The organism is Pseudomonas morbosilactucae (genome assembly GCF_023241665.1).
Taxonomy (GTDB): Bacteria; Pseudomonadota; Gammaproteobacteria; order Pseudomonadales; family Pseudomonadaceae; genus Aquipseudomonas; species Aquipseudomonas morbosilactucae.
In genome coordinates this window covers 19,294-32,879 of the sequence record NZ_JALQCX010000082.1, presented here as the reverse complement: position 1 = coordinate 32,879, position 13,586 = coordinate 19,294, and the positions used below count along the sequence as shown (strand labels likewise).

Sequence of the window (13,586 nt, the reverse complement as noted above, 5' to 3'; positions counted from 1 at the left end):
AACGCCTTTTGTCGGCTGGGGGTTGCACAAACTCATGTCGGGGACTTGCGCTAGCGGTATTATGGTATACCATCATACGCACAGACACTCTTACCCTACATGGAGCCCGCTCATGAGTTTTGAAATCCGCAAGATCGTCAGCTACCTCGAAGAAACCCTGATCGAAGGCGGCAAGGCCACCGACAAGCCGGTGACCATGGTCGGCCTGGCGGTGGTGATGAAGAACCCGTGGCTGGGCCGTGGTTTCGTCGAAGACCTGAAACCGGAAATCCGCGCCAACTGCTCCGACCTCGGCGCGTTGATGGTGGAGCGTCTGGTGGGCCTGATCGGCGGCGCCGACAAGATCGAAGCCTACGGCAAGGCCGCTGTGGTGGGTGCCGACGGTGAAATCGAGCACGCCTCGGCAGTGATCCACACCCTGCGCTTCGGCAACCACTACCGCGAAGCGGTCAAGGCCAAGAGCTACCTGAGCTTCACCAACAAGCGCGGCGGCCCGGGCACTTCGATCCAGATCCCGATGATGCACAAAGACGACGAAGGCCTGCGCTCCCACTACATCACCCTGGAAATGCAGATCGAAGACGCCCCTCGGGCCGACGAAATCGTCGTGGTCCTGGGTTGCGCCGACGGCGGCCGCCTGCACCCACGCATCGGCAACCGCTACATCGACCTGGAAGAACTGGCCGCTGAGAAAGCCCAGTAATCCCGTCCCGGTCAACCACAATAAAAAGGCATGCAGGAGCGCTCCATGATTCGGCTCACCGCTGAACAAACACCGGCTGGCACCAGTTACCTGGCGACCGGCCAAGGCCAGCCCGTGGTCTTGATCCACGGCGTGGGCCTGAACAAAGAAATGTGGGGCGGGCAGATCGTCGGCCTTTCCAGCCAGTACCGGGTGATCGCCTACGACATGCTCGGCCACGGCGCCAGCCCGCGCCCGGACAGCGGCACCGGCCTGCTCGGTTATGCCGACCAGCTGCGGGAACTGCTGGAGCACCTGCAACTGCCCAAGGCCACAGTGATCGGCTTCTCCATGGGCGGCCTGGTGGCCCGGGCCTTTGCCCTGCATTACCCGCAGCACCTGCAAGGCCTGGTGGTGCTCAACAGCGTGTTCAACCGCAGCCCCGAGCAGCGTGCCGGCGTCATCGCCCGCACCAGCCAGGCCGCCGAACACGGCCCGGATGCCAACGCCGAAGCGGCCCTGTCCCGATGGTTCAGCCGCGAATACCAGGCGGCCAACCCGGCGCAGATCGCGGCGATCCGCCAGACCCTGGCCAGCAATGACCCACAGGGCTACCTGACCACCTACGAGCTGTTTGCCACCCAGGATATGTACCGCGCCGACGACCTGCACCTGATCCAGGCGCCGACGCTGATCGCCACCGGCGAACTGGACCCCGGTTCAACCCCGGAAATGGCCGAGCAACTGGCCCAGCGAATTCCTGGCGCACGGGTTGCCGTGCTGCCCGAGCAGCGGCATATGATGCCGGTGGAATCACCGCGCCTGGTCAACCAGGTGCTGCTGGAATTTCTTGAAATAGCGCACACCCGTCCAAATCCAATAAAGGGGATCGTTGCATGACACTCGCACGCTTCCAGATGTGCATCGGCGGCGAATGGGTCGATGCCCTGTCCGGCAAGACTTTCGACAGCCTCAACCCGGCCCTGGCCGAGCCTTGGGCGCAACTGCCCGATGCCGATGAAGCCGATGTCGAGCGCGCCGTGCAGGCCGCCCAGACGGCGTTCGACAGCCCGGCCTGGCGTGGCCTGACCGCCACGGCCCGAGGCAAGCTGCTGCGCCGCCTCGGTGACCTGATCGCCGAGAACAAGGAACAACTGGCCCAGCTGGAAAGCCGCGACAACGGCAAGCTGATCCGCGAGACCCGCGGCCAGGTCGGCTACCTGCCGGAGTTTTTCCACTACACTGCAGGCCTGGCGGACAAGCTCGAAGGCGGCACCCTGCCCCTCGACAAGCCCGACCTGTTTGCCTACACCGTGCATGAAGCCATGGGTGTGGTCGCCGCGATCATCCCCTGGAACAGCCCGCTGTACCTGACCGCCATCAAGCTGGCCCCGGCCCTGGCCGCCGGCAACACCATCGTGATCAAGCCCTCGGAACACGCCTCGGCGACCATCCTCGAGCTGGCGCGCCTGGCCCTGGAGGCCGGCATTCCCCCGGGCGTGGTCAACGTCGTCACCGGCTATGGCCCAAGCACCGGCGCCGCCCTGACCCGCCACCCGCTGGTGCGCAAGATCGCCTTCACCGGCGGCGCCGCCACCGCCCGGCATGTGGTGCGCAGCAGTGCGGAGAACTTCGCCAAGCTGTCCCTGGAACTGGGTGGCAAGTCGCCGAACATCATCTTTGCCGACGCCGACCTGGACAGCGCCATCAACGGCGCCATCGCCGGCATCTATGCGGCCTCCGGGCAGAGCTGCGTGTCGGGCTCGCGACTGCTGGTGCAGGACGAGATCTACGACGAGTTCGTCGCCCGCCTGGTGGAACGCGCCCAGCGCATCCGCATCGGCAACCCCCAGGACGACGGCACCGAAATGGGCCCCATGGCCACCGCCCAGCAATTGGCCGTGGTCGAAGGCCTGGTGGCCGACGCCCTGGCCGAAGGCGCCACCCTGCGCCTGGGTGGCAAGCGCCCTCAGGGCGTGGGCGATGGCTGGTTCTACGAGCCGACCCTGTTCGAATGCGACAGCAACTCGATGAAAATCATGCAGGAAGAAGTCTTCGGCCCGGTGGCCTCGGTGATCCGTTTCAAGGATGAAGCCGATGCCCTGGCGATCGCCAACGACTCCCAGTTCGGCCTCGCCGCCGGCATCTGGACCCGCGACCTGGGCCGTGCCCATCGCCTGGCCCGGGACGTGCGTTCGGGGATCATCTGGGTCAATACCTACCGTGCGGTGTCGGCCATGGCCCCCATCGGCGGTTTCAAGAACAGTGGCTATGGCCGCGAGAGCGGCATCGACTCGGTGCTGGCCTATACCGAACTGAAAACGGTGTGGATCAACCTGTCCCAGGCGCCCATGCCTGATCCGTTTGTGATGCGCTAGGAGTCCTGCGAAATGATCGAACCCGGCATTTACAAAGAAGTCATGAGCTCCTTCCCTTCCGGGGTCACGGTGGTCACCACCCTGGACCCGGACGGGCAGATCGTCGGCATCACCGCCAGCGCCTTCAGCGCGCTGTCGATCGACCCGGCGCTGGTGCTGTTCTGCCCCAACTACGCCTCGGACACCTACCCGATCCTGCGGGACAGCAAGCAGTTCGCCATTCACTTGCTGTCGGCCGACCAGACCGCCGAAGCCTACGCCTTCGCCGGTAAAGGCAAGGACAAGGCCAAGGGCATCGAGTGGCACTTGAGCGAACTGGGCAATCCGCTGCTGGCCAAGGCCACGGCAATCATCGAGTGCGAGTTGTGGCGCGAATACGACGGCGGCGATCACGCGATCATCGTCGGCGCGGTCAAGCACCTGATCCTGCCCGAGCAGCCGGTGACGCCGATGATCTACCACAAAGGCAAGCTGGGCCCCCTGCCCACCCTGGCGTAACGAGCGAAATCAATGCCCGGCGGGCGCGCTCGCGATCGCGGCGAGCCCGCCGGCAATGATCTCGAATCCAGGGCCGTCATCGCAGGCAAGCCTGCTCCTACCAAGCGATGGCGGCGTTGAATGGTGAGCGGTTCCCCAGGGACCGCACTGAGGACTGCGTGATGAGTAACGAGAAATACGAAAAAGGCCTGAAGATTCGCACCCAGGTGTTGGGCGAAGCCTATGTGCAGCGCTCCATCGAGAACGCCGACGACTTCACCCGCCCGCTCCAGGAAATGGTCACAGAGTACTGCTGGGGTCACGTCTGGGGCCGCGAGGGTTTGTCGCTCAAAGAACGCAGCATGATAAACTTGGCGATGATTTCAGCCCTCAATCGGCCTCACGAACTCAAGCTGCATGTACGCGGCGCCTTGCGTAACGGTCTGAGTCGTGAACAAATACGCGAAATCCTGCTTCAGGTCGGTATTTATTGCGGTGTTCCCGCTGCCGTAGACAGTTTCCGGCTCGCCCGTGAAGCCTTCGCCGAAGCCGATGCCGAGGCCTCCAGTTAACCTTTGGCTGTTGTGAGACCAGAGCACGATGATCCTCGATCGCAGTGCTCTTTTTGCATGGACAGCCACACTCAGAGCGGACCCCATGAAACGCCTGCCACTCGACGACAGCTTCAAGGTCAATCGCAACCCCGTTACCCTGCGCGAAATCGTGCTGGATAAACTGCGAAGCGCCATCATGAACTTCCAGCTCCTGCCGGGAGACCGTCTGGTTGAACGCGATCTGTGCGATCGCCTGGGCGTCAGCCGCACTTCCGTTCGCGAAGCCCTGCGCCACCTGGAATCCGAAGGCCTGGTGGAGTTCGCCGACGCCAAGGGGCCGCGCGTGGCCATCATCACCCTGGCCGACGCCGGGGACATCTACGAGCTGCGTTGCGTACTCGAAGGCCTGATCGTCCAGCTGTTCACCCTGCGGGCCAAGGCCAAGGACATCAAGGCCCTGGAAAAAGCCCTGGAAGAGAACCGCAAATCCCTCAAGGAAGGCGAGTTGCAACAGGTGCTGGATTCGGTCCAGGGTTTCTACGACGTGCTGCTCGAAGGTTCCGGCAACCACGTGGCGGCCACCCAGCTGCGCCAGTTGCAGGCGCGCATCAGCTACCTGCGGGCCACCTCGGTGTCCCAGGAAAACCGTCGTGGTTCGAGCAACCAGGAAATGGAACGCATCGTCGAAGCGATCAAGAGCGGCGATCCGCTGGCGGCCCACCAGGCCTCGGTGGACCACGTGCGGGCCGCGGCCAAAGTGGCCCTGGACTACCTCAAGCGCAAACAGGAAGAGACCGGCGACATTCCCGAGATCACCGCACCCATCGCTCTCAAAGAACCCCGTATAGGTCGCTGATATGTTCAGCCCGAGCTTTTGTCCAAAGTGCGGCGGCAGTGACCTCGGTCACCAACGGCCAGCGGGCGATACCCATGAGCGCCTGATGTGCCGCGGCTGCGGCTACATCCATTACGTCAACCCGAAGATCATCGCCGGCTGCATCATCGAGCAGGACGGCAAGTACCTTCTGTGCCAGCGCGCCATCCCGCCACGGCCGGGCACCTGGACCCTGCCGGCGGGGTTCATGGAAGGTAACGAGACCACCGAACAGGCGGCCCTGCGGGAAGTCTGGGAAGAAAGCGGCGTGCGCGCGGAGATCATCTCGCCGTACTCGATCTTCAGCGTGCCGAAGATCAGCGAGGTGTACATCATCTTCCGCGCCATCGCCCTGGAGATCACCGGGCAGTTCGGGCCGGAAACCCTGGACTACAAATTCTTCGCCCCCGAGGACATTCCCTGGGAGAGCATCTACTACCCGGCGATCCGGCAAATCCTCGAACGCTACATCGAAGAGCGCCAGGCCGGGGTCTACGGTATCTACATCGGCAACGACGACAGCGGCAAAATCCACTTCATTCGCTGACCTGCCACCGCGATCGTTCCCACGGGGGGCATGGGAACGAGACCCTAGCCCCCACGTGGCCGTCCGCGTTACAGCGGGGGGACGCCTTCGACGATGATCACTTCCGCCCGCGCCACGCCTTCGCGGTGACCCTTGGCTTCCTGGTACTGCTCGGAGTGGTAGCAGGCCAGCGCCTGTTCATAGGAATCGAATTCGATCACCACGCTGCGCTGCGGCGTCGCTCGCCCTTCCATGGCTTGGCTGCGCCCGCCCCGGGCCAGCATGCGTCCGCCGTACAGGGCGAACGCTGCCGGCGCGCGCTGGGTGTAGTGGCTGTATTGATCGGGGTCGGTGACATCCACGTGAGCAATCCAGTACGCCTTCATAGTGACCTCTCGGTTTATTTTGTATTATGGTATACCACAAAATAATTCATCCACACACCGAGATTCCCAGCATGGCCTTCAACAGCATCGAAGAAATCATCGAAGACTACCGGCAAGGCAAGATGGTGCTCCTGGTGGACGACGAAGACCGGGAAAACGAAGGCGACCTGTTGCTCGCCGCCGACCGTTGCGACGCCCAGGCCATCAGCTTCATGGCCCGGGAAGCCCGGGGCCTGATCTGCCTGACCCTGACCGACGAACACTGCCAGCGCCTGGGCCTGGAGCAGATGGTGCCGAGCAACGGCAGCGTGTTCAGCACCGCCTTCACCGTGTCCATCGAAGCCGCCGTCGGGGTCAGCACCGGCATCTCCGCCGCCGACCGCGCCCGCACCGTCGCTGCCGCGGTGGCCGCCAATGCCAAAGCCGAAGACCTGGTGCAACCCGGGCACATCTTCCCGCTGCGGGCCAAGGAAGGCGGCGTGCTGACCCGCGCCGGCCACACCGAAGCCGGCTGCGACCTGGCGCGCATGGCGGGCTTCACCCCGGCCTCGGTGATTGTCGAAGTGATGAACGACGACGGCACCATGGCCCGCCGCCCGGACCTGGAAGTCTTCGCCCGCAAGCACGGGATCAAGATCGGCACCATCGCCGACCTGATCCACTACCGCCTCAGCACCGAGCACACCGTGGTGCGTATCGGTGAGCGGGAACTGCCGACGGTGCACGGCACCTTCCGCCTGATCACCTTCGAGGACCGCATCGAAGGCGGCGTGCACATGGCCATGGTGATGGGCGATATCCGCCGTGAAGACCCGACCCTGGTGCGGGTGCACGTGATCGACCCGTTGCGCGACCTGGTGGGCGCCGAGTACCACGGCCCCTCCAACTGGACACTGTGGGCCGCCCTGCAACGCGTGGCCGAAGAAGGTCGTGGCGTGGTGGTGGTGCTGGCCAACCATGAATCCTCCCAGGCCTTGCTGGAACGGGTGCCGCAACTGACCCAGCCGCCACGCCAGTACCAGCGCTCGCAATCGCGCATCTATTCTGAAGTGGGCACCGGGGCACAGATTCTGCAGGAGCTGGGCGTGGGCAAGCTGCGCCACCTCGGCCCGCCGCTGAAATACGCCGGCCTGACTGGCTACGACCTGGAAGTGGTCGAGAGCATCCCCTTCAGCGAATAACGCATTTCTCCACACCCCGGGCAGGCCGCCAGGCGGTGGCCTACCGGTAACAAAAAGACCGCTTTGTGCGGATGGCCGGTAAGGCAAAGTGCTTGCACAAAGTTTGGAATACCATAATATGATATTCCGTAGACCGGACATTTTTGCCAAGTGCGCCCGCCAGGGACAGCACAAACAACAGCCCTTGGCACGGTCGCCTTTTCAAGGCCCCGATGGACCTACTGCTCCCGATAGGCGGGCATCAACAGCCCGCTCAAAAACACAACAAATGAGGGCGTAAAAATGGTGTTGAACAAAGGTACAACCGCCGTACTCTTCGCCGGCTTGCTGAGCACTGTCGGCAACCTGGCCATGGCGGCTGAAAGCGTCAACTTCGTCAGTTGGGGCGGCAGTACCCAGGACGCGCAGAAGCAAGCCTGGGCCGACCCGTTCAGCAAGGCCAGCGGCATCACCGTGGTCCAGGACGGCCCGACCGACTACGGCAAGCTCAAGGCCATGGTCGAGAGCGGCAACGTGCAATGGGACGTGGTGGACGTCGAGGCCGACTTCGCCCTGCGCGCGGCCGCCGAAGGCTTGCTCGAACCCCTGGACTTCAAGCAGATCCAGCGCGACAAGATTGACCCGCGCTTCGTCTCCGACCACGGCGTCGGTTCGTTCTTCTTCTCCTTCGTGCTGGGCTTCAACGAAGGCAAGGTCGGGGCCAACAAGCCTCAGGACTGGAGCGCCCTGTTCGACACCAAGACCTACCCCGGCAAACGCGCCCTGTACAAATGGCCCAGCCCCGGCGTGCTGGAACTGGCCCTGCTGGCCGACGGCGTAGCGGCAGACAAGCTCTACCCCCTGGACCTGGACCGGGCCTTCAAGAAACTCGACACCATCAAAAAAGACATCGTCTGGTGGGGCGGCGGCGCGCAGTCGCAACAACTGCTGGCCTCGGGTGAAGCAAGCATCGGGCAGTTCTGGAACGGCCGGGTCTACGCCCTGCAACAAGACGGCGCACCGGTGGGCGTGAGCTGGAAACAGAACCTGGTCATGGCCGACTTCCTGGTCATCCCCAAAGGTGCGAAGAACAAGGACGCGGCGATGAAGTTCCTGGCCAACGCCAGCGGCGCCAAAGGCCAGGCCGACTTCTCCAACCTGACCGCCTACGCCCCGGTCAACGTCGACAGCGTAGCGCGCCTGGACTCGGTCCTGGCACCGAACCTGCCGACTGCCTACGCTAAGGATCAGATCACCCTCGACTTCGCGTACTGGGCCAAGAACGGTCCGGCCATCGCGACACGGTGGAACGAATGGCTGGTCAAATGAAAATGACGGCCACTGCGTCCCGTCAATCCACCCCGACCGGGAGCGCCTCTGGCGCTGCCGGCTCGGCATCCGCCAAGGCCACCGTGATGACGCAATCTCCCTCCATGGCACAGCGCTGGCGTGGTGCCGGGAACCTGCTCCCGGCCCTGCTGTTCCTCGGCCTGTTCTTTCTCGCGCCGTTGATCGGCCTGCTGCTGCGGGGCGTGCTCGAACCCGAGCCGGGCCTGGGCAACTACCAGCAACTGTTCGCCAACTCGGCCTACGCCCGGGTGCTGTTCAACACCTTCTCGGTGGCCGGCCTGGTGACCCTGTTCAGCCTGCTGCTGGGCTTTCCCCTGGCCTGGGCGATCACCCTGGTGCCTCGTGGCTGGGGCCGCTGGATGCTGAACATCGTGCTGCTGTCGATGTGGACCAGCCTGCTGGCGCGGACCTATTCCTGGCTGGTGCTGTTGCAGGCCTCCGGGGTGATCAACAAGGCGCTGATGGCCATGGGCATCATCGACCAGCCCCTGGAGATGGTGCACAACCTCACCGGCGTGGTGATCGGCATGAGCTACATCATGATCCCGTTCATCGTCCTGCCGTTGCAGGCGACCATGCAGGCCATTGACCCGATGATCCTCCAGGCCGGCTCGATCTGCGGTGCCAGCCCCTGGACCAACTTCTTCCGGGTGTTCCTGCCGCTGTGCCGGCCGGGGCTGTTCTCCGGTGGTTTGATGGTGTTCGTCATGTCCCTGGGCTATTACGTGACCCCGGCGCTGCTCGGCGGCGCGCAGAACATGATGCTGCCCGAATTCATCATTCAGCAGGTGCAGTCGTTCCTCAATTGGGGCCTGGCCAGTGCCGGCGCCGCCTTGTTGGTGCTGATCACCCTGGTGTTGTTCTACTTCTACCTGAAGCTCCAGCCGGAATCCCCGGTGGGTGCCAGCAACGCGAGGTAAGCCGTCATGCTCCTGACCCCCAATGCCATGAGCCGGCGCATGCGAATCGGCCTCTACACCACCACCGGCCTGATCGCCCTGTTCCTGCTGCTGCCGATTCTGTTCATCGTCCTGCTGTCGTTCGGTTCATCCCAATGGCTGGTGTTCCCGCCGCCGGGCTGGACCCTGAAATGGTACGGCCAGTTCTTCTCCAACCCGGACTGGATGAGCGCAGCCATGGCCAGCCTCAAGGTGGCGCTGCTGACCACCTTCTTCGCCGTGGCCCTGGGCCTGCCCACCGCCTTTGCCTTGGTGCGCGGGCGCTTCCCCGGTCGCGAGATGCTCTACGGCCTGTTCACCCTGCCGATGATCGTGCCCCTGGTGATCATCGCCGTGGCGGTCTATGCGCTGTTCCTCAAGCTCGGCTACACCGGCACCCTGTTCGCCTTTGTGGTGAGCCACGTGATCGTCGCCCTGCCCTTCACCATCATCTCGATCATCAACTCGCTGAAGCTGTTCGATCAGTCGATTGAAGACGCGGCGGTGATCTGCGGTGCTTCGCGCCTGCAGGCCGTGTTCAAGGTGACCTTCCCGGCGATTCGCCCGGGGATGGTGGCCGGTGCGCTGTTTGCGTTCCTGGTGTCGTGGGACGAAGTGGTGCTGAGCGTGATGATGGCCAGCCCGACCCTGCAGACTTTGCCCGTGAAAATGTGGACCACCCTGCGCCAGGACCTGACGCCTGTGATCGCCGTCGCTTCGACGCTGCTGATCGGCCTCTCGGTGTTGGTCATGGTGATTGCCGCCGCCCTGCGTCGGCGCAACGAAATCAGCGCTTGAGCGCCTAGGAGTACAGCATGAGTGCCGTCAAAGACCCCGCACAGCAAAACAATAAAACCCTGGTCAGCCTGCGCAACCTGAACAAGCACTACGGCGACTTTGCCGCCGTGGACGATATCTCCCTGGAGATCCAGGACGGTGAATTCCTCACCTTCCTCGGCTCCAGCGGCTCGGGCAAAAGCACCACCCTGTCGATGCTCGCCGGCTTTGAAACCCCGAGCAGCGGCGAGATCCTGGTGGACGGCCACTCCCTGGTCAACGTCCCGCCGCACAAGCGCGACATCGGCATGGTGTTCCAGCGTTACTCGCTGTTCCCCCACCTCTCGGTGCGCGACAACATCGCCTTCCCCCTGGCCATCCGCAAACTGGCCCCGGCCGAACGCGAACGTCGGGTAGACGCCATGCTCAAGCTGGTGCAACTGGAGCAATTCGCCCATCGCCGCCCTTCGCAACTGTCCGGCGGCCAGCAACAACGGGTGGCGATCGCCCGGGCGCTGGTCTACGAGCCACGCATCCTGCTGATGGACGAACCCCTCGGCGCCCTGGACAAAAAGCTGCGCGAAGACCTGCAGGATGAGCTGCGCCAACTGCATCGGCGCCTGGGCATCACCATCGTCTACGTGACCCACGACCAGGAAGAAGCGATGCGCCTGTCGCAACGCATTGCGATCTTCAGCCACGGCAAGATCGTCGGCCTGGGCAGCGGTTATGACCTCTACCAGAACCCGCCGAATGCCTTTGTCGCGTCGTTCCTTGGCAACTCCAACTTCCTCAAGCTCAAGGCCCAGGGCAACGGCGCCGCCAGCTTCGAAGGCCAGGCACTGTCGATCCGCCTGACCTCCGGCCTGCACGCCGATCAGGATGTGCTGCTGATGGTGCGCCCGGAAAAAGCCCAGGCCCTGAGCGTGCAACAGGCCGAGCAGGACCCTCTGGCGCCGGGCTGGAACCAGGTCTCGGCCAAGGTCCAGGAAGTGCTGTTCCTCGGGGAGAGCCAGACTTGCAGCGTGGTCACCGACGGCGGCACGGCGATGACCGTCAAGGCCCTGTCCGCCGCCGGCATGCCGCTCAAGGCCGGCGACCCGGTGCGCGTGCGCTGGGCCACCGCAGACGCCTGCGTCTACACCCAATGGGCCGAAAGCGACCTGAACAAAGCCGCCGGCGCCCATTGATCTCAGGAAGCGCATAAGGCTTGCCGGCGCCATCGCTGGCAAGCCAGCTCCCTTCTCGTTGTAATGCGCGTCCCGCCGAAGATTGCCTATCCTGTGAACAGGCCCGCCCAATGGCCGTCAGAGGACTCACCCCATGCGCATCCGTTCCGGCACCCTCGCCTTGTGCATGGCGCTGCTGTGCACGGGCGCAGCCGCCCGCGAAGACTGGCAACTGGCCGAAGACCAGGACGGGGTCCGGGTCTACCTCGACCAGGCACCCGGCTCCCATTACCAGCGTTTTCGCGGCGTGGTGCAGATCCGGGCCGACGTCGACACCCTGAACAGCCTCCAGGAAAACCTCAGGGTCGCCTGCGCCTGGTTGTATGCATGCAAGGAAATGCGCCTGCTGAAAAACGACGGCGACGACACCTGGGTCTACCTCAGCACAGACTTGCCGTGGCCGGCCAAGCCGCGGGACATGGTGCTTTGGGTGCACACGGAACGGGCCGCCGATGGCAGCCTGACCCGGCACCTGCAGGCGGTGCCTGGCTGGGTGCCAGGGGAGCCGGGGCAAACCCGGATCCGCCAATTGCAGGGGCTGTGGAAGATGGAGCCCAAGGGGCCGGGGGCAACTGAAGTGACCTACGAACTGCAGGCCGAACCGGCGGGGGATATTCCCGCCTGGCTGGCCAACCGGTTTGTCGTCGATGCGCCACTGGTGACGCTCAAGACATTGCGCGCCGTGGCCGAGCGTCAAGCTTCGGCCACGGCGCCCTGATCACTCGGCCAGGGCGGCCTTGATCACACGACGCTGGGAGGGCTGGCTGCGGGTCGCCAGGCAGTAGTACAGCGGGCATGTCACCAGCAGGCCCACCAGCCACGACAGGTCTGCGCCATCCACCAGGTTGGCGTAAGGGCCGACATACAGCGACGTATTGGCAAACGGCAACTGGACGATGATGCCGCTGAAATAGGCGACGATCGCGTGCAGGTTGAAGCGCCCGTAAATGCCGCCGTCGGCGCGGAAGATCGAGGCGATGTCGTAGTTGCCGCGCTGAATCAGGTAGAAGTCGATCAGGTTGATCGAAGCCCAGGGCACCAGCACCAGCAGCAGCGCCAGGACCAGGCCGATGAACTGCGAGATAAAGTCCGCCGAAGCGCCCAGCGCCACCAGGCAGCACCCCGCCAGCACCAGCGCCGACAACACCACCCGCACCTTGATGCTCGGCGTCCATTGGCTGGCGAAGGTCTGGATCGAGGTGATGATCGACAGCACCGCGCCGTACAGATTAAGGGCGTTGTGGCTGATGATATTGAGCAGGAACAGCACCATCAGGATCGGCCCCAGCCAACCGGTGGACTGCTTGACTGCGGTCATCGCCTCGGTGCCTTCAGGGGTGGCCAGGGCCGCCACCAGGCCGAAGGCGAACGACAGGATGGTGCCCAGGGTCGCGCCCAGGTAGGTGGCGAGAAACGGCCGGGCAATGCCGATGTCGGCCGGCAGGTAACGCGAATAGTCCGAAGTGTAGGGCGAGAAGCTGATCTGCCAGATGATCCCCAACGACAGGGTCGCCAACCAGCCCGACAAGTTGAAACCGCCGCGGGTCAGGAAGTCCGCCGGCAGTTCGTTGGCAAAGATGTAGATAAAGCCGGCGAGCAAGGCGCTGCCCATGACCCAGGTGCCGATGCGGTTCAGGGTATGGATAAAGCGATAGCCGATCACACCGATGGCGGTGGCGCTCAGGGCGCCGATCAGGATGCTCGCCGGGACCGGCACCTCGGGCGCAATGCCGACGATGGATTTGCCGGCCAGGACGATGTTGGAAATAAAGAAGCCGATGTAGATCAGCGCAGCGAAGAACACGATCAGCAGCGCGCCATAGCGACCGAACTGGCCGCGGCTCTGGACCATTTGTGGAATGCCCATGCGCGGCCCCTGGGCCGAGGCCAGGGCAATCACCACGCCGCCGAGCATATGCCCGAGGGCAATCGCCAGCAGCCCCCAGAACAGGTTGAGGTGGAACACCTGGGCCACCATCGCGCCAGTGACAATGGGCAGGGGTGCGATATTGGTGCTGAACCACAGGGTGAAAAGATCGCGCGCCTTCCCATGGCGCTCACCCAGGGGCACGTAATCCACCGTGTGGTTCTCGATCAGAGGGTCTTGCCGGGACATCTGGGACATGTGCATGAACTCGAGTTTGTCTGTTCTTATCGTTGTTTGAAGCCAAACCGGGGGTGCTCTTTGGCAACCCCTCAGATGAAGACCATATTATGGTATTCCAAACTTTTAACAAGACTGATCCGGTCTTTGG

15 protein-coding genes are annotated in these 13,586 nt (G+C 63.7%); 13 read left to right on the top strand and 2 right to left on the bottom strand.

The window, feature by feature from the left end; translation table 11 throughout:
* Positions 1-112: 112 nt before the first annotated feature.
* The 7 genes from M1B35_RS30835 (at position 113) to M1B35_RS30805 (ending at position 5,512) form a co-directional block, all read left to right on the top strand.
* On the top strand, positions 113-703 hold the full coding sequence (locus tag M1B35_RS30835; protein ID WP_123335765.1) for an amino acid synthesis family protein: 591 nt from the start codon (positions 113-115) through the stop codon (positions 701-703).
* Positions 704-748: 45 nt separating this feature from the next.
* The gene (locus M1B35_RS30830; RefSeq protein WP_123335763.1) at positions 749-1,582 is read left to right on the top strand and encodes an alpha/beta fold hydrolase; all 834 of its coding nucleotides are present in this window, start codon (positions 749-751) and stop codon (positions 1,580-1,582) included.
* A complete protein-coding gene (locus M1B35_RS30825; RefSeq protein ID WP_123335760.1) occupies positions 1,579-3,060 on the top strand; it encodes an aldehyde dehydrogenase in 1,482 nt (493 codons plus the stop codon). The genes M1B35_RS30830 and M1B35_RS30825 overlap by 4 nt, the downstream gene beginning before the upstream one ends.
* 12 nt (positions 3,061-3,072) lie before the next feature.
* Entirely contained in the window at positions 3,073-3,558 is a 486-nt protein-coding gene (locus tag M1B35_RS30820) for a flavin reductase family protein (protein ID WP_123335758.1), read from the top strand.
* Between the two features lie 161 nt (positions 3,559-3,719).
* Positions 3,720-4,109 carry a carboxymuconolactone decarboxylase family protein gene (locus M1B35_RS30815; protein ID WP_007968634.1) on the top strand — a complete coding sequence of 130 codons (390 nt, stop codon included), beginning with the start codon at positions 3,720-3,722 and terminating at the stop codon, positions 4,107-4,109.
* 85 nt (positions 4,110-4,194) lie between these two features.
* Positions 4,195-4,947, top strand: a complete 753-nt coding sequence (locus tag M1B35_RS30810) for a GntR family transcriptional regulator (RefSeq protein ID WP_123335756.1) — start codon at positions 4,195-4,197, stop codon at positions 4,945-4,947.
* A gap of 1 nt (position 4,948) precedes the next feature.
* A complete protein-coding gene (locus tag M1B35_RS30805; protein WP_123335754.1) occupies positions 4,949-5,512 on the top strand; it encodes an NUDIX hydrolase in 564 nt (187 codons plus the stop codon).
* Between the two features lie 68 nt (positions 5,513-5,580).
* Here M1B35_RS30805 and M1B35_RS30800 read toward each other — a convergent pair whose 3' ends face one another.
* Positions 5,581-5,877, bottom strand: a complete 297-nt coding sequence (locus tag M1B35_RS30800; RefSeq protein WP_123335751.1) for a DUF1330 domain-containing protein — start codon at positions 5,875-5,877, stop codon at positions 5,581-5,583.
* A gap of 71 nt (positions 5,878-5,948) precedes the next feature.
* Between M1B35_RS30800 and ribBA the strand changes: the two genes are divergently transcribed.
* The 6 genes from ribBA (at position 5,949) to M1B35_RS30770 (ending at position 12,049) form a co-directional block, all read left to right on the top strand.
* Positions 5,949-7,058 carry a bifunctional 3,4-dihydroxy-2-butanone-4-phosphate synthase/GTP cyclohydrolase II gene (gene ribBA / locus M1B35_RS30795; protein WP_123335750.1) on the top strand — a complete coding sequence of 370 codons (1,110 nt, stop codon included), beginning with the start codon at positions 5,949-5,951 and terminating at the stop codon, positions 7,056-7,058.
* 282 nt (positions 7,059-7,340) lie between these two features.
* Complete coding sequence (locus M1B35_RS30790) at positions 7,341-8,366, top strand: ABC transporter substrate-binding protein (RefSeq protein ID WP_268263944.1); 1,026 nt, start codon at positions 7,341-7,343, stop codon at positions 8,364-8,366.
* A complete protein-coding gene (locus M1B35_RS30785) occupies positions 8,363-9,307 on the top strand; it encodes an ABC transporter permease (RefSeq protein WP_268263943.1) in 945 nt (314 codons plus the stop codon). The genes M1B35_RS30790 and M1B35_RS30785 overlap by 4 nt, the downstream gene beginning before the upstream one ends.
* A gap of 6 nt (positions 9,308-9,313) precedes the next feature.
* Complete coding sequence (locus M1B35_RS30780) at positions 9,314-10,123, top strand: ABC transporter permease (RefSeq protein ID WP_123335744.1); 810 nt, start codon at positions 9,314-9,316, stop codon at positions 10,121-10,123.
* A gap of 17 nt (positions 10,124-10,140) precedes the next feature.
* Complete coding sequence (locus M1B35_RS30775; RefSeq protein ID WP_123335742.1) at positions 10,141-11,292, top strand: ABC transporter ATP-binding protein; 1,152 nt, start codon at positions 10,141-10,143, stop codon at positions 11,290-11,292.
* 133 nt (positions 11,293-11,425) lie between these two features.
* A complete protein-coding gene (locus tag M1B35_RS30770; protein WP_268263942.1) occupies positions 11,426-12,049 on the top strand; it encodes an START domain-containing protein in 624 nt (207 codons plus the stop codon).
* Here the strand turns inward: M1B35_RS30770 and M1B35_RS30765 are convergent, their stop codons facing one another.
* Positions 12,050-13,456, bottom strand: coding sequence for a purine-cytosine permease family protein (locus tag M1B35_RS30765; RefSeq protein ID WP_123335738.1), 1,407 nt, complete (start codon positions 13,454-13,456; stop codon positions 12,050-12,052). It lies immediately after the preceding gene.
* Positions 13,457-13,586 lie beyond the last annotated feature (130 nt).